Below are 23,383 nucleotides of genomic sequence, written 5' to 3'. Positions count from 1 at the left end.
TTACTGCATGTTGATCATGACGGTTTCCTGCCACTGGCGCGGCAGGGCCTTGGAGCTCTGCTCCCAGGCGGCATGATCCTGCACAGGCTTGGCATTGGCGTACTGCTCGGCCGGCAGCAGCTTGGCCTTGACGTCATCCGGCAGGGTCACGTTGCTGCGGATGGGGCGGGCGTAGCCACGGGCGAGGTTGATTTGACCAGCATCGGAGAGGATGTATTCCCGCGCCAGCTTGGCGGCGTTGGGGTTCTTGGCCCACTTGTTGATGATGGTGGTGTAGCCGGCGATGACGGAGCCGTCGCTCGGGATCACCACATCAAACTTCTTGGGGTCGATCTGGTCGCGGTAGTTGAGGGCGTTGAAGTCCCACAGCACCCCCACTTCCACTTCGCCCTTCTCGATGTTGGCGATGGTTGGGTCATTCAGCGACAGACGGCCCTGCTTGGCCAGCTTTCCGAACAACTCCAGGGCGGGTTTCAGATTCTTCTCGCTGCCGCCGGTGGCATAGGCCGCCGCCAGCACGCCATTGTTGGCCTGGGAGGCGACGCCCACGTCACCCAGGGTCACCTTGTAGTCGCCACCCAGCAGGGATTGCCAGCTGGTGGGGGCGGCCTTGACCAGATCCTTGTTGATCAGGAAGGCGATGGTGCCGGTATAGGCCAGCATCCAGTGGCCGTCCGCATCCTTGGCCCAGTTGGGAATGTCGGCCCAGGTGGAGGGTTTGTAGGGCTGGGTGACACCCTGCTTGACCGCCACCGGGCCGAAGGCGCCGCCCACGTCGCCGATGTCGGCGGTGGCGTTGGCCTTCTCGGCGGCAAACTTGGCGATCTCCTGGGCGGAGCTCATGTCGGTATCCTGATGCTTGATGCCGTAGATGCTGCCGAGCTGCTGCCAGGTATCCTTCCAGTTGGCCCAGCTGTCCGGCATGCCGACGCTCTGGAGCTGGCCTTCACCGCGGGCGGCTTTTTCGAGATCCGCGATGTTCTCGGCGGCAAACAGCGGTTGACTGATGGCCACCAGGGCCAGTGCACTTGCGATCACGCTTTTCATCATCCCATCCCTCTGGACTAGGTCAGTTAAGGTTCGAGAGGGATGCTAGAGGGGAAATATGACGGTGGCGGGGCGCTTTGATGGCAGTTTCGTGACAATCGCCCTGTCATGGCGCTGTCATCAGGGGCGGTTACAACTTGGGGTCGACAACCTCTGGTCTACTCCAGTGGTGTGCAAACCCGAATGACCGACAGGGATGTGACAGTGACAGAGCGATTGAGTGAACAGGGGATGGCCGATGGCCGCACACCCTCCAAGTGTGAACAGATTTGCCGGACCCTGCGCCGCTATATCGGCAGCGGACACCTGGCGGCGGGGCAGCAGCTGCCCGCCGAACGGGCGCTGAGCGAGCGATTCGCCACCACCCGCATCACCATCAAGGAGGCGCTCTCCAGCCTCGAGGCGGACGGCCTCATCTACCGGGCCGAGCGGCGCGGCTGGTTCGTGGCGCCGCCTCGCCTCACCTACGATCCCGCCATCCACACCCACTTTCACCAGTGGATTGGCGAGCAGCAGCGCACCGCCGAGACCCGGGTGCTGGCTCATGGCAACCAGCTTGCCAGCAGCGAGTTGTGCCGCTGGATGGGTCTGGAACCCTTTACGCCGCTCTACGAAATCCGCCGCCAGCGGCTGATCGACGGTCGCCCTGTGCTCCACGTCAGCCATCACCTGCTGGCGAGCCGCTTCCCCGGCATCGCCAGCGCTCCCCTGGCCAGCTCCCTCACCGAGCTTTACCGGCAGCGCTATGGCATAGGCCAGGGCTGGGCGAGCCTTGAGATCACCCCGTCGGCGGCACGGGGAGAGATAGCCCGCGCCCTCAACCTGGCCCAGGGGAGCGCCGTGCTGCGGTTGGTGCGGGTCAATCATGACGAGGAGGGGAAGCTGGTGGATTGCGACATCGAGCACTGGAGACCGGACGCCATCCGCATCTGCCTGGATACCCGGGCACTGCAACCGCTCGCCACCGGCGCACGGCAGGTGCAACTGGCAGAGTAGCGGCGTTCTGGCGCGCTGACATGGCGAATCCCGCAGGATCCACCGGGATCAGTTGTCGATGTTGGGGATCAGATCGTCGAAGCTCTGGTAGCCGCAGTCCGCCAGTTGCAGTGACATGGTGTAGGTCTTGCTGCCCTCCCGCTGGCCGATGGCGGGGCGGTTGAGCTTGAGCTCCTGATGCCAGTACTCCTTCATGCGATCGATCAGCGCCATGGCCTCGCTCTCCCCCAGATGGAGCTGGCACAGCGCCATGTAGTTGTTGGGCCTGTGCATGTTCTCCACCAGATAGTCCCCCAGCACCGACATGGCCTGGCGCGCCTGCTGGCGGGCGAAACGGCTGTGCTGCTCGAAGCTGATGCGCTCGCTGATGAGGAAGTGGTAGCTGTTGTCGATGCCAAGCTGCAGGATGCCGAGCTTCTCCAGCTTGCGCAGATAGAGGTAGCAGGAGGCATCGGTCAGGCCGTACTCCCGCTTGAGATCGATAAGGGTCTTGTCGCGCCAGAAGATGTTGGCGAGGAAAGCATAAAGCCCCGGCTCCTTGTGAAACGCCTCGTCCTGCTCCTGGGTAAAGACGGCCCGGCGGCTCTGGGCATCCTGGGTCCGGTCCAGCAGCTCTTCGAAGGAGAGTCCCACCAGATGGCAGATCTCCAGCAGGGTGTCGAACGGCAGGGAGGGCTTGTTCATCATGCGCTTCACGGTGGCGATGGAAACCCCCATGGCTTCTGCCAGGGTCTGATAGCGGATCCCCTTGTCAGTCAGGGTTTTCTTCAGAGTGTCGAGGATATGATTGGCCAGTGTCTGGCTGTAGGTCATGCAACTATTCCTTTATCTGCATTTTTAGTCGTGTCAGAAATTGAGTGGTTTGTCTGTATCGGGCTCAAATTTTGACACCTAGAAAAACCAGAGGAGGGTAACCCGGTGATAATGGCGGAAATGGCCTGACCAGTTGTGGTGCAAGGTGGCAGAAAATGACACTCGGTGGTGCATATCCTTCAACCTTTCAACATTTTGCTGGTGATGCATATTACATCGCACATAATTCAACACGAATCGGATTCAATACCTTCCTGGTTGAGAAAACGATTGTTTGCTTCCAATTTAAGGGTTTTTTTAACCGCAAGGTTTTATTCTTTCCTGGCATTGAGCGGAACTCGCAAGAGGTCCGCTTTTTTTCTTTTCTCCGAATCTGAGCCCGTCGTCAAGAATGGGGCGCAGTTTTGGTACTTCCTGCGCCACCGACCCCGGAAGGCAGTCCTTTATTCCCCCTGACCGGCAAACAGCTTGGGGATCTCCCGCACCAGCCAGCTCTTGGCCTTGCCCATGGTGTCTCGCCGCCAGGCCAGCACGACCTGGATCTGGTGGCGATACTCGGGACTGATCACCTTGAGTCTGCCCGCCTTGATGTCCTCTTCAATCCAGCGTTGCGGCATGGTGCCGATGCCGAGCCCCGCCAGCAGGGCGTCCCGCTTCTCCCCCATGGTGCTGACGGTAAGGCGCGGCTGCTTGTCGAGCAGGCGGTAGGTGAGCACCGGCTTGCGCAGTGCCGTGTCGGCTACCGCGATGGCGCGATAGCGGCGCAGGGTCTCGTCCGCCAGGGGCTCGGGTTCCTGATGCAGGGGGTGATCGGGGTGGGCGACGTAGAGCATCACCTCCTCCCTGAGCACCTGGTGCTTGATGCCGGTCATGGCGATATCGGCATTGAGAGAGGAGATGAGCAGGTCGGCGCGGCCATCTTCCAGGCACTCCCAACTGCCCGCCAGCACCTCGGCGCGAAACCTCAGCCGGGTATCGGTCTGTTCGGCCAGCCGATCCACCAGGGGGTAGAGAGCCTGTACCGGCATCAAGGCATCGACGGCGATGGTGATGTCGGTCTCCCAGCCACGGGAGAGGGCCCGGGTCTCCCCCACCAGGTGTTCGGCCGCCTCCAGCAGCACCCGGCCCCGCTCCAGCAGCATGCGGCCCGCCGGGGTGAACTTGGTCCTGTGGCCGCTGCGGTCGAACAGCATGGCGTCCAGCTCGTCTTCCAGCTTTTGTACCGTGTAGCTCAGTGCCGAGGGCACCTTGCCCAGCTCGTCGGCCGCCGCCGCGAAGCTGCCACGGCGGTCGATGGCGTCCAGCACCCGGATCGCCTCCAGGGTCAGCGCCCGCTCCTTGTTCGATTCCTTGGCCATATCCAACCTTCAATTTTTTTGAATGTGTTTACCAGATTATCTCGCTAACAACTTAGGGGAAGTCACTTTAATATTCAATCAACGCTTAGGCAGGAACGCCTGGCAGCCAAATAAAAGGTAGTTCCGGGCTGAGACATCCCCAAACACGATGTCTGATGTCAGCAAAAGAACAACATAGTATTTGAATGATCTCTTGCATGGATGCATTGATTCGGGCCCAAGGGGCCTTGGCAATGACATAGAACCCAAGAGAGTGAATGAACATGAAAAACGTAATCAAGATGCTGGCCGTTGCAGGCCTGATGACCGCAGGTGCCGCCCAGGCTTCCGTTCCCGCTGACTTCAATGCCGCCCCGGGCGTGCTGTTCGTCAACTGGAGCGCCACCGCCGCGATGGACGGCAAGGCCAACCCCATGCTGGAGGTGCGCGACGAGTCCGGTGATCTGCTGGCTTCCGTCCACGCCAACCTGATCGGCACCCAGCAGGTCGCCATCCCGAGCCGCACCCAGGGCAAGCTGACGGTGAGCCTGGGCAACGAAAGCAGCAGCTACCGCATCCCCTTCGGTCTGGGTGACGGTCGCCAGCGTTAATGAACCAACTTGGTCAGTGAGGAGCACACCATGATGAAATTGAGAGCCGCAGAAGCACGGGGCAAGGCCAACTTTGGCTGGCTGGATGCCCGTCACAGCTTCTCCTTCGGTCACTACTATGACCCGGAATGGATGGGACACTCTGCCCTGCGGGTCATCAATCAGGATCGGGTGGCGCCGGGTGGCGGCTTTGCCACCCACCCTCACGCCAACATGGAGATCCTCACCTGCGTGCTGCAAGGCACCATAGAGCACAAGGACAGCCTCGGCCACGCCGAGCAGATCCCGGCGGGGGATTTCCAGCTGATGAGCGCAGGGTCCGGCATCCGGCACAGCGAGTACAACCCCTCGCAGACCGAGCCGCTCTCCTTGCTGCAAATCTGGATCGAGCCGAATGAACACGGCACGACCCCGGGTTATCAGCAGAAGAAGATTGAAAACAAGCCCGGGATGACGCTGGTGGCGTCACCGGACGGTGAGGCGGGATCCTTCAGGATCCGCCAGCAGGCCCGCGTATGGCGGCTGCAGCTTGCCGAAGGGGAGACCCTCGAGTGGGCATTGCAAGGGCGTCATGGTTACCTGCACATGATTTCAGGGGAGCTGACCGGCAACGGTCTGGCTGCCCGACCCGGCGACGGGCTGCTCAGCCGCGACGAGTCGAGCTGGGTGCTCACCGCCTCCAGGGGGAGTGAAGCCCTGCTGTTTGACCTGCCTTGATAGAAAAATCTTGGCGAAATGAATGAGTTAACAATTAGCTTTTACACTGTAAATACCATGATGGTAAGCAAAGGAATATGACGATGGACAAGATGAAAGATGTGGCACTGCTGGTGGGTCGTGTACTGCTGGCGCTGATGTTCGTGATGGCTGGCTGGGGCAAGATAGGCGGTTACGCCGGTACCCAGGGTTACATGGAAGCCATGGGCGTGCCCGGGTTCATGCTGCCCCTAGTGATCCTGCTGGAGCTGGGTGGCGGTCTTGCCATCATGCTGGGCCTGTTTACCCGCAGCCTCTCCGTGCTGCTGGCCGGTTTCACCCTGATGGCCGCCTTCATCTTCCACTATCAGCCTGCCGAGCAGATGCAGATGCTGATGTTCATGAAGAACGTCTCCGTGGCCGGTGGTTTCCTGGCCCTGGCGGCGGCCGGTGCAGGGGCTTTCAGCCTGGATGCCCGCCTCGGCAAGCACTGGTAATACCCTGACGTTTCAAGTTTTCCAACGCCTTTTGGCCGGTGCCCTGCACCGGCTTTTTTGTGCCCGCTTCCCAGGGATGCCATCGGTGTGACGGCGCGCAGTCCGGACGCCACAAGTGCCTTTTGCATCTTATCCCCCGATCCCCGACAATCCCGATTCGCGTGCCGTGACGGGAATGCCAGAGAGTGTCCCCCCGCGCACCCCCTCTTCATGAAATTGGCGGGAGTCGTCCATGTTTACCCTCTACCACTCCAATCAGCTGGATCTGCTCAAAGAGCTGCTGGTGAGCCGCATCCGGCAGGCTCCGCTCTCCCACCCCTTCGATCGGGAGCAGATCCTGGTGCAGAGTCCCGGCATGGCCCAGTGGCTCAAGCTGGAGCTGGCCAAGGCGTTCGGCATCGCCGCCAACATCGACTTTCCCCTGCCCGCGAGTTTCATCTGGGAGATGTTCACCCGGGTGCTGGCGGACGTGCCCCGCCAGAGCCCCTACAACAAGGGGGCCATGAGCTGGCACCTGATGACCATTCTGCCCACTCTGCTCGGCAGACCCGCCTTTGCGCCCCTCGCGGCCTATCTGGGGGGCAGTGACGGGGCGGTGCCGGAGCAGGTGCGGCTCTGGCAGCTCTGCCAGAAGGTGGCGGATCTGTTCGACCAGTATCTGGTCTACCGGCCGGACTGGATCGCCCGCTGGGAAGAGGGGGAAGGATTGAGCCAGGAGCTGGCCGGGGTGAGCGGTCAGGATTGGCAGCCCGAGCTCTGGCGCGAGCTGGTGGCCCGCACCCTGGCCCTCAGCCCCAGCGGCTACCACCGCGCCAACCTCTACGAGGCCTTCATCCACGAGCTGGAGCGCACCCGGGATCTGCCGGGCAGGCTGCCGCAACGGGTCTTCGTGTTCGGCATCTCGGCCCTGCCGCCCCGCTACGTGGAGGCCCTGCTGGCCCTCGGCAGCCGCCCCGAGGTGGAGGTGCACCTGTTTGTGACCAACCCCTGCCGCTACTACTGGGGGGATTTGCTCGATCGCAAGACCCTGGCGCGCCTCGAAAACAAGCTCAAGCCCGGCACGGATCTCGAGACCCTGCAGGGCCCCGCCAATCCGTTGCTCGCCTCTATGGGCAAGCTGGGGCGCGACTACCTGCACCAGCTGATGGAGTTGGAGGTGCCGCAGATCGAGGCCTTCGTCGACATCGAGGATCGCGACGATGAGGGCAAGGTCACCTTGCTGCGGGCCATCCAGAAAGACGTGCTGGAGCTGGCGGAACGGGGGGCCGGCGAGTTCAGTCTCGACGCCAGCCACCACAAGAGCCCTGTCAGCCTGGATGACGGCACTTTGCAGATCCACGCCTGCCACGGCCCCATGCGGGAGCTCGAGGTGCTGCACGACCGGCTGCTGGCCCTGTTCGAGCAGGATCCCACCCTTACCCCCAAAGACGTGGTGGTGATGATGCCGGACGTCAACAGCTACGGCCCCTACATCCAGGCCGTCTTTGGCAAGGAGGGCGGCAAGGGGCGGGGCGGGGCCCGCGGCCAGATCCCCTTTGCGATCTCCGATCGGGCGGCGAGCCAGGAGAGCCCGCTGCTGCAAAGTTTCCTCGCCCTGCTCAGGCTGCCAAACGCCCGCTTCGGGGCGGGGGAGCTGCTCGCCATCCTGGAGGTGCCCGCCGTGCTGCGCCGCTTCGAGCTGGACGACGACGAGTTCAACGTGCTGCGGCGCTGGGTGCAGGAGACCGGCATCCGCTGGGGGCTGGATGACGACTATCCCGAGCGCTTCGCGCTGCCGCGTCTGTCCGGCAACAGTTGGCTGTTCGGCCTGCGGCGCATGCTGCTGGGCTTTGCCATGGGGGACGGGGAGCCGGTGGCGGGGATCCTGCCCTATGCGGACATCGAGGGTCAGCAGGGGCTGATCCTCGGCAAGCTCGCCTGGTTCGTCGACTCCCTGGCGGAGTTTCTGCCCAGGCTGCAACAGGCGCAGCCGCTGGCCGAATGGCACGCCTGCCTGCTGGCGCTGCTGGAGCGCTTCTATCTCGCCGACGAGGATGAAGAGCGCCAGCTCCAGCTCATTCGCAGCCAGCTCACCGACTGGCAGGCCCAGCTCGGCGAGGCCCGCTTCGAGCAGGCCATCAGTGCCGACCTGTTGCAGGACTACCTCGGCAGCGTGCTGGGGGAGTCCCGCTCCAGCCAGCGCTTCCTCGCCGGTCAGGTCAACTTCTGCACCCTGATGCCGATGCGCTCCATTCCCTTCCGCCAGGTCTGCCTGCTCGGCATGAACGACGGCGTTTACCCGCGCACCCTGCCTCCCATGGGCTTCGATCTGATGGCGGTGGCCTCGCGGCGCGGGGACCGATCCCGCCGGGATGACGACCGCTACCTCTTCCTCGAAGCGCTCCTCAGTGCCCAGCAGGGGCTCTACATCAGCTATCAGGGGTTCAGCGTCCAGGACAACAGCGAGAAGGTGCCCTCCGTGCTGCTGGCGGAGCTCATCGACTACGTACGCCAGGGCTTCGTGCTGGCGGGGGATGAAGATCTCGACGACGACACCGCGGGCCAGCGGCTGCTCGAACACCTGATCGTGGCGCACCCCCTCACCCCCTACAGCCCGGCCTACTTTTACCCCGAGCCCGGCTCCGGTCTCTTCACCTATGCCGCCGACTGGCTGCCGGCCCTGAGCCCCGAGCGGGGGGCCGCCAACTTCCAGAGCGGCGATCTGCCCCTGCCCGCGGAGTGGGGCAGGGAGCAGGGGCTGGAGCTGGCGGAGCTGCTGCGCTTCTATCGCCAGCCCGCCAGGTACTTCCTCAACCGCCGCCTCAAGGTGTGGTTCGAGCTGGAGGAGGCGACCATCGAAGACAGCGAGCCCTTCGAGCTGGACGGCCTGCAGCACTATCAGCTCAAGGCGCTGCTGCTGGATGCCCATCTGACCGAAGGGGAGAGCGAGGCCCGTCGCCACCGGCTGCAACTCTCCGGCCTGCTGCCGCAAGGGTGGTTCGGCAGCCTGCTGCTGGAGGAGATCGACGGCGAGATGGGCAAGCTGGCGGCGCGGCTGCGCCCCTGGACGGGGGACAAACAGGCGGTGGAGATCGACATCGCCCTGGCCCAGGGGCAGCTTCAGGGCTGGATAGACACCCAGAAGGGACGAGCGCTGGTGGTCAAACCCGGCAGCTTCAACGGCAAGGATCTGCTGCTGGCCTGGATCCAGCACCTTTGCCTCTCAGTGAGCAGCGCCCCCGGCGACACCCTGCTGTTCGATGCCAAACAGAGTCTGCGGCTGCCAAGGCTTGCGGCGGACGAGGCGCGGCCCAGGTTGGCGGCCCTGGTGGCCCTCTGGACCCAGGGGATGAAGCGGCCGCTGCCCTTCTTCCCGAGCACCGCCTGGGAGTGGCTCAAGGCGATCGAGAAGGATCCGGCAAAGCCGGAGGAGGCCGACAAGGCGGCACTTGCCCGCTTCAACGGCGGCTACATGGTGACGGGAGAGGGGCAGGACGTCTATGTCGCCCGCTGCTTCCCGGAACTCGATGACGAGGTGCTGGCCCAGTTGCAGGGGCTGGCCCGTGAACACCTGACCCCGCTCCATCAGGCGCTGGAGGAGTTGCAATAATGGCTAACCCGCTCAATCCCCTGCGTTTCCCCCTCTATGGCGAGCGGCTGATCGAGGCCTCCGCCGGGACCGGCAAGACCTATACCATCGCGGGCCTCTATCTGCGCCTCTTGCTGGGCCACGGCCCGGTTATCGAACAAACAGGCGAAGAGGGGGGAGGCGCCGGTCAGCCCTGTGCCCACGAGCGGCCCCTGTCGGTGACCGAGATCCTGGTGGTGACCTTTACCGAGGCGGCCACCGCCGAACTGAGGGGGCGGATCCGCGCCCGCATCCACGAGGCGCGCCTCGCCTTTATGCGCGGTAAGGTCGTCGATGAAGACAAAGACCCATTGTTAGCTGGGCTGCTCAAGGAGGTGGAGGATCACGACCTGGCGGCCCGTCGCCTGCTGGCCGCCGAGCGGCAGATGGACGAGGCGGCGGTCTTCACCATCCACGGCTTCTGCCAGCGGATGCTCAGGCAGAACGCCTTCGAGTCGGGCGCCCTCTTTGAAACCGAATTTTTGACCGACGACAGCCGGCTCCGGCTGCAGGCGGTGAGTGACTACTGGCGCGCCGAGTTCTATCCGGTGGATCAGCCCCTGGCCCGGGCGGTGCGAAGGCTCTGGCCGAGCCCCGCCGCCCTGCTGCGGGAGATGGGGAGCTGGCTCGACAATGACGAGCTGGAGATCCGCCCGGTGGCGGGGGACGAGACCCTGGCGGCGCGGCACAGCGTCGCCATGGCCCGCATCGGGGCGGTGAAAGCCGGGTGGCTGGCGCAGACGGACGAGATCCGCCGCCAGACCGAGGGGCAGATCAGCCGCTACACCGGCAAGAACTACGAGGGCTGGCTTGCCAAGATTGGCGACTGGGCGCAGGACGAGACCAGCGGCTACGTCCTCCCCAAAGAGCTGGAGCGCTTCGGCCAGCAGGTGCTGGAGGAGAACCTCAAGAAGGGGGGAGCGGTGCCCACCCTGCCGCTCTTTGGCGAGATAGACGCCCTGCTGGCGAGCCGACCCGGCATCCGGGATCTCGTCTTGCTGCGGGCGGCCAGGGTGGTGCGCAGCCGGATGCAGGAGAGCAAGCGCCAGGCCCATCAGCTCTCCTTCGACGATCTGCTGCGGGATCTCGACGGGGCGCTCGGCTCGGGCCTGGGGGAGCGGCTGTGCGAGCGCATCCGCGCCACCTACCGGGTCGCCATGATCGATGAATTCCAGGATACCGACCCCCAGCAGTACCGCATCTTCCATCGCCTTTACGGCGGTCACCAGGACACGGCGCTCCTTATGATCGGCGACCCCAAGCAGGCCATCTACGGCTTTCGTGGCGCCGACATCTTCACCTACATCCAGGCGCGGCGAAATGTGAGCGCCCACTACACCCTGGGGCGCAACTGGCGCTCAAGCCGCGCCCTGGTGGCGGCGGTCAACGGCCTGTTCGAGCGGGCGAAGGATCCCTTCATCTACGAGGCGGACATCCCCTTCCTGCCGGTGGAGGCGCAGGGCAAGAGTCGGGCACTGCTGATCGAGGGGCAGAGCGCCCCCGTACTGCACTGCTGGCAGCTCACCGGTCAGCCCACCTTCAACAAGGGGGAGTACCAGAGCAGGATGGCCCGCGCTACGGCGGCGGAGATCCATCGCCTGCTCACGCTGGCCCGGGAGGGCAAGGCGATGCTCGGCAGCGAGCCGGTCAGGGCCGGGGATATCGCCGTGCTGGTGCGCACCGGCGCCGAGGGCAAGCTGGTGCAGCAGGAGCTGGCGCGCCTTGCCATCGCCTCCGTCTATCTGTCGAACCGCGAGAGCGTGCTGGCCCAGGTGGAGGCGCGGGAGATCCTGCTGATCCTGCACGCCTGCCAGAACCCGAGCGATGAGCGAAGCCTGCGGGCGGCGCTCGCCACCGGCCTGTTCGATCTCGATGCCAGGGCCCTGGACGCGCTGGCCTCTGACGAGCGGGCCTGGGAGAGCGCGGTGCAGGAGTTCATGGGATACCGCGCGGTCTGGCATCGCCACGGGGTGCTGGCCATGCTGCGGGCCCTGCTGCACGGGCGCAACCTCGCCGCCTCCTTGCTGGCGAGCCCCTACGGAGAGCGGCGGCTGACCAACTTCCTCCATCTCGGCGAGCTGCTGCAACAGGCGAGCGGCGAGCTGGACGGGGAGTACGCCCTGCTGCGCTGGCTCGGGGAGGCGGTGAGCCAGCCCAACGGCCAGGACGGGGAGCAGATACTTCGCCTGGAGTCCGAGCGGAAATTGGTGCAGATCGTCACCATCCACAAATCCAAGGGGCTGGAGTACCCGCTGGTCTTCCTGCCGTTCATTTGCAGCCACCGCGCCGCCGACACCCCCCTGTTCCACGAAACGGGGGAGGCGGGCAATCGCACCGTGCTCGATCTCACCGGCGCCGAGGAGTCCCTGGCCGAGGCCGACAAGGAGCGCCTCGCCGAAGACTTGCGCCTGCTCTACGTGGCCCTGACCCGGGGGGTCTATGCCACCTGGCTGGGGCTGGCGCCGGTGCGCTCCGGGGCGGGCAAGTCTGAGAAGACCGACCTGCACCGCACCGCCATCGGCTACCTGCTGCAAAAGGGGGAGGAGGGGGACGCCGGGACACTGGCGACCGCCCTCACCGACCTGGCCCAGGCCCTGCCGGGGGTGGCCGTCGGTGAGCCCTCGCTCACCCGCCCGGCCCCGCTGCCCGCCGAAGCGGAGAAGCCGGGGGAGCCCACCGTGCGCGCGTTCCAGGGGCAGCTTGAGCGGGACTGGTGGATCAGCTCCTACTCCGGGCTCGCGGCCCAGGGCAACGGCCACGGCAAGGGGGTGCTGGCCAACCCCGGCTTCGACGACGAGGTGGCCACCGAGGCTGCCGTCACCGTGCAGGAAGAGGAGGCGCCCGCCCCTTCCATCTTCACCTTCCCCAAGGGGGCGCGTCCCGGCACCCTGCTCCACAGCCTGTTCGAGACCATCGACTTCGAGCACGCGAAGGGCGAGTCGCTGGCACAGCACATCGCCGCCCTGCTGACCCAGGAGGGGTTCGACGAAGGCTGGGCCCCCGTGCTGCAACAGCAGGTGGAGGCGGTGCTGGATACCCCCCTTGAGACCGGCCTTGGGGATCCGGTGCGGCTGCGGGATCTGGCCCCCGAGCGCAAACAGGTGGAGCTGGAGTTCTTCCTGCCCATGGGGCGGGTGACGGCACCGGCGCTGACCGCACTCTGCCAGCAGCACGACCCCCTGTCGCGGGACGGCAAGCCGCTCGGTTTTGCCACCGTGCAGGGGATGCTCAAGGGCTTCATCGACCTGGTGTTCGAGTGGCAGGGGCGCTGGTATCTGCTCGACTACAAATCGAACCACCTTGGCATGAGCCCCGCCGATTACGGCCGCCCGGCCCTGGAGCGGGCCATGGTCGAGCATCGCTACGATCTGCAATACCAGCTCTATTCGCTGGCCCTGCACCGGCTGCTCGCCTTGCGGCTGCCGGGCTACGATTTCGACCGGCATTTTGGCGGGGTCTTCTATCTCTTCCTGCGCGGCATGCCCCAGGGGGGCATTTTCCATGCCAGGCCCAGCCGGGAACTGGTGCTGGGGCTGGACGAGTTGTTTAGTAAAGGTGTGACATCTGACGATCATCGTTTAGAGAAATCGAACAAGGCAGAGGCATGAGGGGCGAGATGAAGGGCGAAACCATGATAGAGCGGCTGAAAGCCTTGGCGCTGGCGGGGCGCATCCGCCAGCTTGACCTGCAATTTGCCAGGCTGGTGGCCGACCTTGGCGGCAGCCCCGAGCTGGTGCTGGGGGCCGCGCTCGCCTGCCATGAGCTGGGGCGCGGCCATGTCTGCCTGCCGCTGGCGATGCTCGCTCAGGGCGGTGACGGGCAGGGATCCTCGCGTCCCTTCGGGCTGGATCCGGATCAGAGCCGGGATCTGCTGGCGGATCTCGCGGATCCTGCGAGCTGGCCCGCCCTCTTTGCGGCCAGCCCCCTGGTGGGGAGCGAACAGGAGGAGGGGGAGACCCCCCGCTGGCCCCTGCGACTCTGGGGGGATCGCCTCTACCTCACCCGCTACCACGACTTTGAGCTGGGGGTGGCCCGCCACCTTGGCGCCTTGAGTGAACGGGCCGAATGGCCGGAGATTGCCCCGGCCCTGTCACGCCTCTTTGCCCGCGACTACGGCCTGGTGTTCGGGGCCCTGCTCAAGGCCCGCCTCGCACCGGACTTCTCCGTCCGCCACTTTGTGGAGAAGTACCTGGATCTGGTCTTCCCCCACGAGGTGGAGTGGCCCGCCGTGGAGACCCTGCTAAAGAGCGCCCAGGCGGCCAGCGAGCTGGAGCGGCTGGATACCCTGGTGCCCGAGGCGCTCTGCTGCAACGGCCAGAAGCTGGCGGCGGCCACGGCGGCGGCGCGCCCCTTCGCGGTCATCTCCGGCGGCCCCGGCACCGGCAAGACCACCACGGTGGCCAAGCTCCTCGCCATCCTGGTGGAGACCGGCCTGCAAGGGGGCAAGGCACCGGCGATCCGGCTGGTGGCCCCCACCGGCAAGGCGGCGGCGCGTCTGACCGAGAGTATCGGCGCTGCCCTGCAGGCCCTGGATCTGCCCCCCGAGTGGGTACAGGCCATCCCCACCGAGGCGGGCACCCTGCACCGGCTGCTCGGGGTGATCCCCGGGCGCAGCCAGTTCCGCCACCACAGAGGCAACCCGCTGCACCTCGACCTGCTGGTGGTGGACGAGGCCTCCATGGTGGACCTGCCCATGATGGCGCGCCTGCTGGACGCGCTGCCCCGCCACGCCCGCCTCATCCTGCTCGGCGACAAGGATCAGCTCGCCTCGGTGGAGGCGGGGGCCGTGCTCGGGGATATCTGCAGCTTTATCGAGCAGGGCATCAGCCCGGCGCAGGCGGATTGGCTCTCCCGCCAGACCGGCTATCGCCTGCAAGGCACGCCAGCGGGGGCCAGCGTGCGCGACAGCCTCTGTTTGCTCTCCAAGAGCTGGCGCTTTGACCAGCATTCGGGCATCGGCCAGTTGGCGCGCGCCTGCAACAGCGGCGACGGGGCGGCGGTGGAGGCGGTCTGGGGCGCAGGATTTGGCGACATCCGCCTGCACCCCTGGGCGGGGGAGGCTTACAACGCCCTGATTGCCGAGGGGGTGGCCGGTTATGGCAGCTACCTCAAGGCGGCCCGGGCCGGAGAGGATCCGGCGGCGGTGTTCAAGGCGTTCAACGGCTTCCAGATCCTCTGCGCCCTGCGGGACGGCCCCTTCGGGGTGACGGGGCTCAACGAGCGGCTCGAATTGGCCCTCGCCAAGGCAGGGCTGATCCAGCGTGACGGCGACTGGTATGCGGGCCGCCCGGTGATGGTGGTGCGCAACGACCACGGGGTCGGCCTCTATAACGGCGACATGGGGCTCTGCCTGCCCGATGACACCGGCCGCCTCAAGGTGTGGTTCGAGCAGCCGGACGGCACCCTGCGGGCCCTGCTACCCAGCCGGTTGCCCCCCCATGAGACGGTCTACGCCATGACCATCCACAAATCCCAGGGCTCGGAGTTTGCCCACACCGTGCTGGTGCTGCCCGACAGCCCCAGCCCGCTCTTGACCCGCGAACTGGTCTACACCGGCATCACCCGCGCCAAGGCCCGCCTCGATCTCTACGGCGATCGCGCCCTGCTGGCCCAAGCCGTGCGGAAAAAGACCGAGCGTTATTCCGGATTGGCGGAGAGGTTGGGAGAGAATCACATTAAATATTATTCTAAGGGAATAAACAAAGATGCTTAAAAAGAATGGGAAGGTGAAATTACAAAGATTTAATTTTAGACTGTGTAAATTAATTATTGGGAATTTAAAAGGAATCAAAAACTTCACTTTGACGTTTGATCCTGAAAAACGGGTTACTGCAATTGTTGGAGTGAATGGTTCAGGGAAGTCTACAATTATTCATGCTCTTGCTTGTGCATTTAAACCTAAAGGTAACGAAACATCTAAAGATTTTAATAGGCTATCTCATTTTTTCACCCCAAATAAAGATGCAACATGGGATGGTAGCAAGTTTCTTGTAGATTTCTCATATTCTGAGTTCAATCCTATGCACCGTGAACTTGGAGCAATAGAAGTACATCGTTCAGAACTTTTTATAAAAAAGCCTGGTGCCAAGCAAGGTCGTTGGTTACCAATATATGGTCGCCGATATGAAAGAGAATCAGCCTATATTGGCTTGCAAGATTTATCAACTCTTAGTGAGGATAAGAATGCCAGTCGATATAGAGAATATGAGACTGAAGCATTAGCTCATGAATCGGCAGATAAAATAAAGCAGGATATGGTATATATTCTTGGCAGGAACTACCAAAGTCTAAATAGTTGTTTTATTAAAAAGGTTGGTAAAATTCATACAATGTTTGGCCTCACATATAACGATATTAGTTATAGCGAGCACTCTATGGGAGCCGGTGAAAAACGAGTGCTGACCATACTATCTGCATTACATAGTCAGAAACTTTCTAAAGGTGGTCTGCTTCTTATTGATGAGATTGATGTTCTCTTGCATGGTGCTGCATTTAAGAGATTAATTGAGAGAGTGGTTTTAAGGGCAGAAGAAAATTCTATTGAGGTGGTTTTTTCTACCCATAGGGAAACTATATCTGACTTTAATGAGGTGGTTAACATTTTCGGTGTCCTCAATACAGGAGAAAATGTTTTAGCAATGCCTCATACAAATCCACAAGTTATGAGCCAGCTAACTGGTGAAATTGTGCAGCCATTTCAAATTTATGTTGAGGATGAACTGGCTGAAGAAATAGTTTTGAATCTTATATACAAAAGAAACATTCATTCTTATGTAAAGGTTATGAAATTTGGTGCATGGTCTAATGCTTTTGCGGTCTTGTCTGGTAAACATATAATGGGGCACAATATCGATAACACTATTTGTGTTTTGGATGGTGATGTTTGCCGCACAGTAGAAGATAGGGTCTCCGAATGTCAGAGACATTTAAATGGTGATGATAGAGTGCAGGACAGAATTGATCTTGTTAGAAAGATCAAAGAGTTTAAGATTAATCACTTTCCTCCGGAAGGTCAGAAAGGAAAACCAGAATATAACCTGAAGATGATGTTTGAAAATTTGGAAACCCAAGAACAGAAAATTAGAGATCTTCAAGTGATATCTAAGAGCATACAAGGTTATGATGATTGGCACATATATTTTGATGAGATGATTAATCGGACAGGGAATAGAAATGTTAAGGCAATTGTATTAATGGAGCTTGAAAACTCAAACGAATGGGCCTTTTTTACTAAAGAAATTTGTGATTGGTTAGATGAGAAAGGGTTGGGGATTTAATTTATCACGACACATATCCTCTGTCTTGTATGTTGGGCTTCGCAGGCTTCGCAGGCTTCGCAGGCTTCGCAGGCTTCGCAGGCTTCGCAGGCTTCGCAGGCTTCGCAGGCTTCGCAGGCTTCGCAGGCTTCGCAGGCTTCGCAGGCTTAGCACCAACCTACCGATTGTGTTGGTTGTGGCGGAGCGTAGCGAAGCCCAACGTTTACCGCGAACTCTCTTTTTCCTGCCCCTCATCCCCAGCCCTTCTCTTCCTTTTTAATAAACGGGAGAAGGGAGCAATGCTGTTACCGCTGTCCGATTACGCTTCGCTAATCGAACCTACGTGGCTGCCACATCGATGTTTTGAATGGCCGCTTGTTTGCTCCTCCCCCTGCCAAGGGGGAGGCGGGGAGGGGGTCATGGCCCCATCCGTCAATCGGCACGGCATACCCCGGCCCTCCCCTTGAAAAGGGGAGGGGGCAAAGCATAGGGTTCACCGGCTGCGTGGCAGAGTGGCATCACTCGAACCGTCCTCCTGCCTTCAGGGGCGCCGAGCCGCCAAAAAAACGGGGCCCGAGGTGTCCCCCGGGCCCCGCAAGCAGATGGCGTGCTTAGATGCTGGATTTGACGCTGACGAACTCGGGGTAGGCATCGATGCCGCACTCATGGACATCCACACCCATCATCTCTTCCTCTTCGCTGACCCGCAGGCCCATGGTGGCCTTGAGCAGGCTCCAGACCACGAGGGAGACGACAAAGACCCAGCCGAAGATGGTGGCAGCACCCAGCAACTGGGCACCGAAGGTGGCGCTCGTGTTGGAGAAGGGCACCACCATCAGGCCGAACAGGCCGCAGACGCCGTGTACCGAGATGGCACCGACCGGATCATCGATCTTCAGGCGATCGAAGGCGACGATGGCGTAGACCACCAGGGCACCGGCCAGGGCGCCGATCAGGCTGGCGAACAGCGGGCTGGGGGAGGCCGGGTCGGCGGTGATGGCGACCAGACCGCCGAGGGCGCCGTTGAGGATCATGGTGAGATCCGCCTTGCCCCAGGTGAGCTTGCTGACCAGCAGGGCGCCGACCACACCGGCGGCCGCGGCGGCGTTGGTGTTGACGAACACGGTGCCGATGGCGGTGGCATCAGCGGCGCTGGAGAGCGCCAGTTGGGAGCCACCGTTGAAGCCGAACCAGCCCATCCAGAGGATCAGGGTGCCCAGGGTCGCGAGCGGCAGGTTGGAGCCGGGGATGGGGTAGATCTCCCCTTGCTTGCCATATTTGCCGCGACGGGGGCCGAGCAGCAGCACGGCGGCCAGGGCAGCGGCAGCGCCCGCCATGTGGACGATGCCGGAGCCTGCGAAGTCGGAGAAGCCCGCCTCTTTCAGGAAGCCGCCGCCCCAGCTCCAGTAGCCTTCCACGGGGTAGATGAAGCCGGTCATCACCACGCAGAACAGCAGGAAGGACCAGAGCTTCATCCGCTCTGCCACCGCACCTGAGATGATGGAGGTGGCGGTGGCGACGAACACCACCTGGAAGAAGAAGTCGGAGTGCAGGGAGTGGCCCGCGTCGTCCGCCTGGCTGCCCATCAGGCTGCCAAAGCTCGGCAGCCAGCCGCCGGCGCTGTTGTCCACGTACATGATGTTGTAGCCGACCAGCAGGAACATGATGCAGGCGATGGCATAGAGCAGGATGTTCTTGGTCAGGATCTCGGTGGTGTTCTTCGCGCGGACCAGGCCGGCTTCGAGCATGGCGAACCCGGCGGCCATCCACATGACCAGCACGCCGGAGATCAGCAGGTAGAAGGTGTCGAGTGCATAGCGCAGCTCGCTGACGGATGTGATCAACTCTTCCATGTCGTATTCCTCAGTTCCAGTCGTATCAAAGGGCGTCTGCGTCGGTCTCGCCGGTGCGGATGCGCACGGCGGCCTGCAGGTCATAAACGAAGATCTTGCCGTCACCTATCTTGCCGGTGTGGGCGGCCTTGCTGATGGCTTCGATGATCTGCTCGACGTTGTCGGCCAGGGTGGCGATCTCCAGCTTTACCTTGGGCAGGAAATCCACCTGGTATTCGGCACCCCGGTACAGCTCGGTGTGCCCCTTCTGGCGGCCAAACCCCTTGACCTCGGAAACCGTCAGCCCCTCGACGCCGAGGTTGGCGATTGCTTCGCGCACGTCGTCGAGTTTGAACGGCTTGATGATGGCGGTGATTAATTTCATGCAATATCCCCAATCCTTGTGGTTCACCCAGATAAAGGCAAATATTGCGCCAGAAAAGTATTTTTCTTTTTATTCATACACTTACTTATTAATCGCAGCCCTGGTCAGCGAGGCTTGCCCAATATGGGCAGGGCTGCGCCAAAGGTGTGCACCGCCGTGGTGCAATCTGGCCGGCAGAAGAACGGAAGGGAGCGTGACGGCGCGCAAGACTCGAAAGTGTGTGGGCTGCTACTGTTGTTCAACAAGAGGGCAACCTGGCCGATAACCAGTCATGACGGGGTGTCGAGGCCAGTCGCCCCCTTGAAGGCTCGACCGGCAGGCCCGGTTTTCCCGCCAGGTCAACAAGCGGATCCGTGGCGCCGAGTGGCAGAACAAGGAAGGTTTTCATGCTGCATGACAATGAGATGACAAGGCTACCGGCCCTCGACGAGGCCGTGATGAGCGGCATGCTGGAGGTCGTGAGCGACGGTCTCTGGGACTGGAATGCCAACACCGGCTATGTCCATCGCTATCCCGGCTGGTATCAGATGCTGGGGTATGAGCCCCACTCCCTCGACAACACCGTCTTCACCTGGGAGAACCTGATCCACCCGGACGATCTGGCGCAGGTCATGGAGAGCTTTGATGCCTGCCTGAGCGGGCGGGCGGCGGACTACCGGGCCGAATACCGCTGCCGTTGCCGTAACGGTGACTACCTCTGGGTGGCGGATTGCGGCCGCATCGTCGCACGCAACCCGGACGGCAGTGTCGCCAGGATGGTGGGGGCACACCGCAACATCCACGCCCAGCGGGAACTCTACGCCAGGCTGGAGCTGCAAAACCGCACCCTGGAGCAGCAGGTGGCGCAGCGTACCGCCGAACTGGAGCGGCTCAACCAGGCATTGCAGTTCCAGGTGGAGGAGAACCGCCGCCTGGCGGAGACGGACTCCCTGACCGGCGCGGCCAGCCGCTATCGGCTGGAGCAGGCGGTGCGGCTGGAGCATGAGCGCGCCAAGCGCTTCAAGGAGCCCTTTGCCGTGATCGCCATGGACGTGGACGACTTCAAGCAGATCAACGATCGCCATGGCCACGGGGTGGGGGACCAGACCCTGATCGATATCGTGCAGCTGACCCGGGGCTGCATCCGCGAGATCGATCTGCTGGCCCGCTGGGGGGGGGACGAGTTCATGCTGGTGCTTCCCAATACCCGGTTGCCCGACGCCCGGGTGGTGGCCGAAAAGCTGAGGCAGCGCCTGAGCCATGCCAGGGTCAAGGGGATCGAGCCCGTGACCTTGAGTTTCGGGTTGGTGGAGTCCGACCCCGACGAGCAGGTGTCCCACCTGATGGCGCGGGTCGACAGGGCGCTCTACCGGGCCAAGCTGGCGGGCAAGGACCAGCTCAGCGGCTGACAAGGGCACTGGTCGGAGCCGCTACGGGGCTTTTCCCCCCCGAATACGGCTTGACCAAGGGATTTTCTTGACTCCAATTCATCCCGCTGGTTTCATGCGCGCTCTTTTCATTCTTGCGAGATGTATCTTCATGAAAAAGTCCTTGCTGATTGCCCTGACCGCCCTGCCTCTGGTTGCCCACGCCGGCCTGATGGATTCCCTGACCGACACCGTGACCAGCAGCGTCACCAGCACCGCCAAAGAGATGGCTGGCAACGCCATGGACACCGCTTCCAACGAAGCGATCAAGAAGGCCCTGGACATCAAGGAAGGCGGCTCCAACAAGCAGGCCATCAAGGACAAGCTGGGCGCCCCGGCCAGCACCAAGACCGACGCCGGTCTGGAAGTGTGGACCTATGACCTGGACGCACTGAACAAGGCCTCCCCGCTGCTGGCCGAGACCACCAAGTCCCTGCTGAAAGACTCCGAAGTGGCCCAGAAGAACGTGGTCATCAAGTTCGAAGGCGAGACCGTGAAGACCCTGAACCTGGCCAACAAGGCCTGAGTCCTGGCAAAGTGAATGAAAAAGGGGCCCGCGGGCCCCTTTTTGCTGCCTGGCGTTCAGGCTCACACCTTGAAGCGGTGCACCAGTGCCAGCAACTGGCGATTGGACCCCAGCAGGGTGGCGGCGCTCTGCTCCGTGTTGCCGCCGTTCTCCACCAGGAGGTTCAGCATGTCGCGAATGCTCACCATGTTGCGGTTGATCTCCTCGGTCACCCGGCTCTGCTCCTCGGCAGCGGTGGCGATCTGGCTGCTGAGATCGTGGATCTGCACCACGGCGTCGGCCATGGTGTCGAGCCCGCCGGTGACCTGCCCCGTGGTGTCGGCCGCCGCCTGGCAACTGCGCTTGGTCTGCTCCATGGCGACCACGGCCTCGGCGACCCCCTGGGTGAGCCGTGACAACATGCTGCCCACTTCGGCGGTGCTGTTCTGGGTGCGTGCCGCGAGGGCGCGCACCTCGTCGGCCACCACGGCGAAGCCCCGGCCCTGTTCACCGGCCCGGGCCGCCTCGATGGCGGCGTTGAGCGCCAGCAGGTTGGTCTGGGCGGCGATGCCGCCGATCACCCCGAGCACGCTGCCGATCTGCTGGGCATCTTCCTGCATCTCCAGCACCTTGGCGGCGGCGAGATCCACCTCGTCGATGAGGGCCACCACGCTGGCGGAGGCTGACCCCACCACCTTGCGGGAGCTGGCCGCCTGACCGTTGGCGGCCTCGGTGAAGCTGGCGGAGTCGTTGGCGTGGCGGGCAACGCTGTCGGCGGTGGAGCTGAGTTCGTTGAGGGCGGTGACGACCTGATCGGTTTCGCTGGCGTGTTCTCCCAGGATCCGCCTGGCCTGCCCGGTCTGCTGATCGAGCTGGGCCAGCTCGCGGGTGATGAGGTCGGTGGCGGCGGTCACCTGCACCATCATCTGTTGCAGGAAGGCGATGAAGCGGTTGACCGACAGGGCGATGTTGTCCAGCTCGTCATGCCCTTTGACCTGGATGCGGGCGGTCAGATCGGCGTCGCCGGCGCTGAGGGCGTCGATGTTGAGCTTGAGGGTCTGCAGGCGGCTGCCAAGCTGGCTGATGGCCAGCACCATGAGCACGAACAGCAGCCCCGCCAGGGGGAGCTGGATGCTCGCCAGGGTGGCGAGCACATCCCGGCTGTCCTGGGTCAGGGTGCGGGTCGGCAGGGCGGCGGCCAGCAGCCAGGGGGTCCCTTCGATGGCCTCCATCAGCAGGGTCTGTTCCTCACCCTGATCCTGGAAGGTGGTGCGAAGCTGCCCCTTGCTCGCATCCTGGCCCAGCAGGCCGCTGATGGCGAGGGCGAAGGGATAGTCGGCGTGGGCGGAGAGGTTGCCGAGCACCACATCCCCGGTCAGACGGGCGTTGCGGCTCAGGATCTTGCCGTCAGCCTCGATGATCATCACCTGACCGCCGATCTCCTGCTCTTTCTTGGCCACCAGGTCGTTGAAGAAGCCCAGGGTGACGTCTATGGTCGACACCCCGTAGAGGGCGCCATCCTGGTAGATCCCCATGGCGCAGTTGGTTCTCGGCTGCTGGCTCGCGCCATCCTTGTAGGCGGCGGCCCAGGCACAGACGCCACGGGGCGCCTGCTGACCGGCCTTGTGCCAGGGCTGATCGAAATAGTTGGGCGCCTCTGCCGAGTTCCAGTAGGTGTTGGGAATGAGGGCGTTGGACGCATCCCTGTGGAAGAAGGTGCTGAACTTGGCGCGTCCCGCTTCCCGCTTGTCCGGCAGGGGCCAGATGCCGCCACCGAAGACCATGCCGTTGCCGTACTGGTCGATGAGGGCCGGGAGCTGGGCATCTATCTGCTCGCTCGGCAGTTGTGCCACCAGCTGGGTGATGCTGCGCGACTGGGTCTGCACCCCGTTGAGCTGGTCACGGATGTCGGTCGCTATCTCGCCGACTCGCAGCGCCACGTTCTCCTCCCCCGCTTTTTGCAGGGCGGGGGTGATCCAGATCTGGATGCCGATCACCGTCAGGGCGCACACCAGCGCCATGAAGCCCAGAAAAACGGCGGTATAGCGCCCCTTGATTGTGCCCAGATTCCATCCCATAACGACTCCTGTCCACTGTGTCCGGGATCGTGCCCGCGTCTGTTGTGTGAGGGACCATTATGATTTATTTCGAAAGTGAAACGTTTGTTATCGCTCACATAACATGATGCGGCCAGGCAGGAAAAGGTGAAAAAACTGGGGGGTGGAGACAAAAAAGGGTGGCTTGCGCCACCCTGTCGTTTTCGCCGGTGTCGGGGCAGGGCCCCGCCGGATCACGGGTCTGCTTCGGCAAACCGCTTCATTACGTCGACTTACTGGTTTGCTTCTGCGAACTGCTTGATCATCTCGACTTACTGGTCTGCTTCGGCAAACGGCTT

At 62.7% G+C, this 23,383-nt stretch carries 16 protein-coding genes; 10 read left to right on the top strand and 6 right to left on the bottom strand.

The genetic code is table 11. The features are described 5' to 3' along the window. A complete protein-coding gene (locus ACB037_RS20305; protein ID WP_053288812.1) occupies positions 1–1,047 on the bottom strand; it encodes an ABC transporter substrate-binding protein in 1,047 nt (348 codons plus the stop codon). Positions 1,048–1,230: 183 nt separating this feature from the next. Here ACB037_RS20305 and ACB037_RS20300 point away from each other — a divergent pair, with 183 nt between their 5' ends. Beyond that, complete coding sequence (locus ACB037_RS20300; RefSeq protein ID WP_039040129.1) at positions 1,231–2,043, top strand: UTRA domain-containing protein; 813 nt, start codon at positions 1,231–1,233, stop codon at positions 2,041–2,043. 48 nt (positions 2,044–2,091) lie between these two features. On the opposite strand, the gene ACB037_RS20295 is transcribed toward ACB037_RS20300, so the two are convergent. After that, the gene (locus ACB037_RS20295; protein WP_010675913.1) at positions 2,092–2,856 is read right to left on the bottom strand and encodes a helix-turn-helix transcriptional regulator; all 765 of its coding nucleotides are present in this window, start codon (positions 2,854–2,856) and stop codon (positions 2,092–2,094) included. Positions 2,857–3,299: 443 nt separating this feature from the next. Continuing rightward, on the bottom strand, positions 3,300–4,214 hold the full coding sequence (locus ACB037_RS20290) for a LysR family transcriptional regulator (protein ID WP_010675912.1): 915 nt from the start codon (positions 4,212–4,214) through the stop codon (positions 3,300–3,302). Positions 4,215–4,471: 257 nt separating this feature from the next. On the opposite strand from ACB037_RS20290, the gene ACB037_RS20285 reads away from it, so the two are divergent. From ACB037_RS20285 to ACB037_RS20255, 7 genes are all read left to right on the top strand, one after another. Then, the gene (locus ACB037_RS20285; protein WP_043154978.1) at positions 4,472–4,804 is read left to right on the top strand and encodes a hypothetical protein; all 333 of its coding nucleotides are present in this window, start codon (positions 4,472–4,474) and stop codon (positions 4,802–4,804) included. A 30-nt stretch (positions 4,805–4,834) separates the two neighbouring features. After that, positions 4,835–5,521, top strand: a complete 687-nt coding sequence (locus ACB037_RS20280) for a pirin family protein (RefSeq protein WP_010675910.1) — start codon at positions 4,835–4,837, stop codon at positions 5,519–5,521. Positions 5,522–5,604: 83 nt separating this feature from the next. Further along, entirely contained in the window at positions 5,605–5,997 is a 393-nt protein-coding gene (locus ACB037_RS20275; RefSeq protein ID WP_010675909.1) for a DoxX family protein, read from the top strand. 232 nt (positions 5,998–6,229) lie between these two features. Further along, positions 6,230–9,586, top strand: a complete 3,357-nt coding sequence (recC, locus tag ACB037_RS20270) for an exodeoxyribonuclease V subunit gamma (protein WP_371175815.1) — start codon at positions 6,230–6,232, stop codon at positions 9,584–9,586. Beyond that, on the top strand, positions 9,586–13,212 hold the full coding sequence (gene recB, locus ACB037_RS20265; protein WP_371175814.1) for an exodeoxyribonuclease V subunit beta: 3,627 nt from the start codon (positions 9,586–9,588) through the stop codon (positions 13,210–13,212). The genes recC and recB overlap by 1 nt, the downstream gene beginning before the upstream one ends. 8 nt (positions 13,213–13,220) lie before the next feature. Continuing rightward, on the top strand, positions 13,221–15,317 hold the full coding sequence (recD, locus tag ACB037_RS20260; protein WP_371175813.1) for an exodeoxyribonuclease V subunit alpha: 2,097 nt from the start codon (positions 13,221–13,223) through the stop codon (positions 15,315–15,317). Continuing rightward, positions 15,310–16,881, top strand: a complete 1,572-nt coding sequence (locus ACB037_RS20255) for an ATP/GTP-binding protein (protein WP_371175812.1) — start codon at positions 15,310–15,312, stop codon at positions 16,879–16,881. Before recD ends, ACB037_RS20255 begins: the two co-directional genes overlap by 8 nt. Before the next feature lie 590 nt (positions 16,882–17,471). On the opposite strand, the gene ACB037_RS20250 is transcribed toward ACB037_RS20255, so the two are convergent. Together ACB037_RS20250 and glnK are read right to left on the bottom strand one after the other, a co-directional pair. Further along, positions 17,472–18,713, bottom strand: coding sequence for an ammonium transporter (locus ACB037_RS20250; RefSeq protein ID WP_042864817.1), 1,242 nt, complete (start codon positions 18,711–18,713; stop codon positions 17,472–17,474). Positions 18,714–18,738: 25 nt separating this feature from the next. Further along, positions 18,739–19,077, bottom strand: a complete 339-nt coding sequence (gene glnK / locus ACB037_RS20245; protein WP_010675904.1) for a P-II family nitrogen regulator — start codon at positions 19,075–19,077, stop codon at positions 18,739–18,741. A gap of 386 nt (positions 19,078–19,463) precedes the next feature. Here glnK and ACB037_RS20240 point away from each other — a divergent pair, with 386 nt between their 5' ends. Next, a complete protein-coding gene (locus ACB037_RS20240; RefSeq protein ID WP_039040121.1) occupies positions 19,464–20,465 on the top strand; it encodes a sensor domain-containing diguanylate cyclase in 1,002 nt (333 codons plus the stop codon). Positions 20,466–20,595: 130 nt separating this feature from the next. After that, on the top strand, positions 20,596–21,009 hold the full coding sequence (locus tag ACB037_RS20235; protein WP_010675902.1) for a hypothetical protein: 414 nt from the start codon (positions 20,596–20,598) through the stop codon (positions 21,007–21,009). Between the two features lie 62 nt (positions 21,010–21,071). On the opposite strand, the gene ACB037_RS20230 is transcribed toward ACB037_RS20235, so the two are convergent. After that, the gene (locus ACB037_RS20230; RefSeq protein ID WP_039040120.1) at positions 21,072–23,066 is read right to left on the bottom strand and encodes a methyl-accepting chemotaxis protein; all 1,995 of its coding nucleotides are present in this window, start codon (positions 23,064–23,066) and stop codon (positions 21,072–21,074) included. Positions 23,067–23,383: the final 317 nt, after the last annotated feature.

Origin of the sequence: Aeromonas sp. S19(2024) (genome assembly GCF_041402625.1) — a bacterium.
In the GTDB taxonomy this organism is placed as follows: domain Bacteria; phylum Pseudomonadota; class Gammaproteobacteria; order Enterobacterales; family Aeromonadaceae; genus Aeromonas; species Aeromonas caviae.
This window is presented reverse-complemented; position numbering and strand designations above follow the sequence as displayed.

What these genes read in the sequence shown, in the direction of transcription:
- ACB037_RS20305 (WP_053288812.1), bottom strand. Translation starts at nt 1,047, where the DNA reads ATGAAAAGCGTGATCGCAAGTGCACTGGCCCTGGTGGCCATCAGTCAA.
- ACB037_RS20255 (WP_371175812.1), top strand. Translation starts at nt 15,310, where the DNA reads ATGCTTAAAAAGAATGGGAAGGTGAAATTACAAAGATTTAATTTTAGA.
- ACB037_RS20290 (WP_010675912.1), bottom strand. Translation starts at nt 4,214, where the DNA reads ATGGCCAAGGAATCGAACAAGGAGCGGGCGCTGACCCTGGAGGCGATC.
- ACB037_RS20300 (WP_039040129.1), top strand. Translation starts at nt 1,231, where the DNA reads ATGACCGACAGGGATGTGACAGTGACAGAGCGATTGAGTGAACAGGGG.
- recD (WP_371175813.1), top strand. Translation starts at nt 13,221, where the DNA reads ATGAAGGGCGAAACCATGATAGAGCGGCTGAAAGCCTTGGCGCTGGCG.
- ACB037_RS20240 (WP_039040121.1), top strand. Translation starts at nt 19,464, where the DNA reads ATGCTGCATGACAATGAGATGACAAGGCTACCGGCCCTCGACGAGGCC.
- glnK (WP_010675904.1), bottom strand. Translation starts at nt 19,077, where the DNA reads ATGAAATTAATCACCGCCATCATCAAGCCGTTCAAACTCGACGACGTG.
- recC (WP_371175815.1), top strand. Translation starts at nt 6,230, where the DNA reads ATGTTTACCCTCTACCACTCCAATCAGCTGGATCTGCTCAAAGAGCTG.
- ACB037_RS20230 (WP_039040120.1), bottom strand. Translation starts at nt 23,066, where the DNA reads ATGGGATGGAATCTGGGCACAATCAAGGGGCGCTATACCGCCGTTTTT.
- recB (WP_371175814.1), top strand. Translation starts at nt 9,586, where the DNA reads ATGGCTAACCCGCTCAATCCCCTGCGTTTCCCCCTCTATGGCGAGCGG.
- ACB037_RS20250 (WP_042864817.1), bottom strand. Translation starts at nt 18,713, where the DNA reads ATGGAAGAGTTGATCACATCCGTCAGCGAGCTGCGCTATGCACTCGAC.
- ACB037_RS20285 (WP_043154978.1), top strand. Translation starts at nt 4,472, where the DNA reads ATGAACATGAAAAACGTAATCAAGATGCTGGCCGTTGCAGGCCTGATG.
- ACB037_RS20280 (WP_010675910.1), top strand. Translation starts at nt 4,835, where the DNA reads ATGATGAAATTGAGAGCCGCAGAAGCACGGGGCAAGGCCAACTTTGGC.
- ACB037_RS20275 (WP_010675909.1), top strand. Translation starts at nt 5,605, where the DNA reads ATGGACAAGATGAAAGATGTGGCACTGCTGGTGGGTCGTGTACTGCTG.
- ACB037_RS20235 (WP_010675902.1), top strand. Translation starts at nt 20,596, where the DNA reads ATGAAAAAGTCCTTGCTGATTGCCCTGACCGCCCTGCCTCTGGTTGCC.
- ACB037_RS20295 (WP_010675913.1), bottom strand. Translation starts at nt 2,856, where the DNA reads ATGACCTACAGCCAGACACTGGCCAATCATATCCTCGACACTCTGAAG.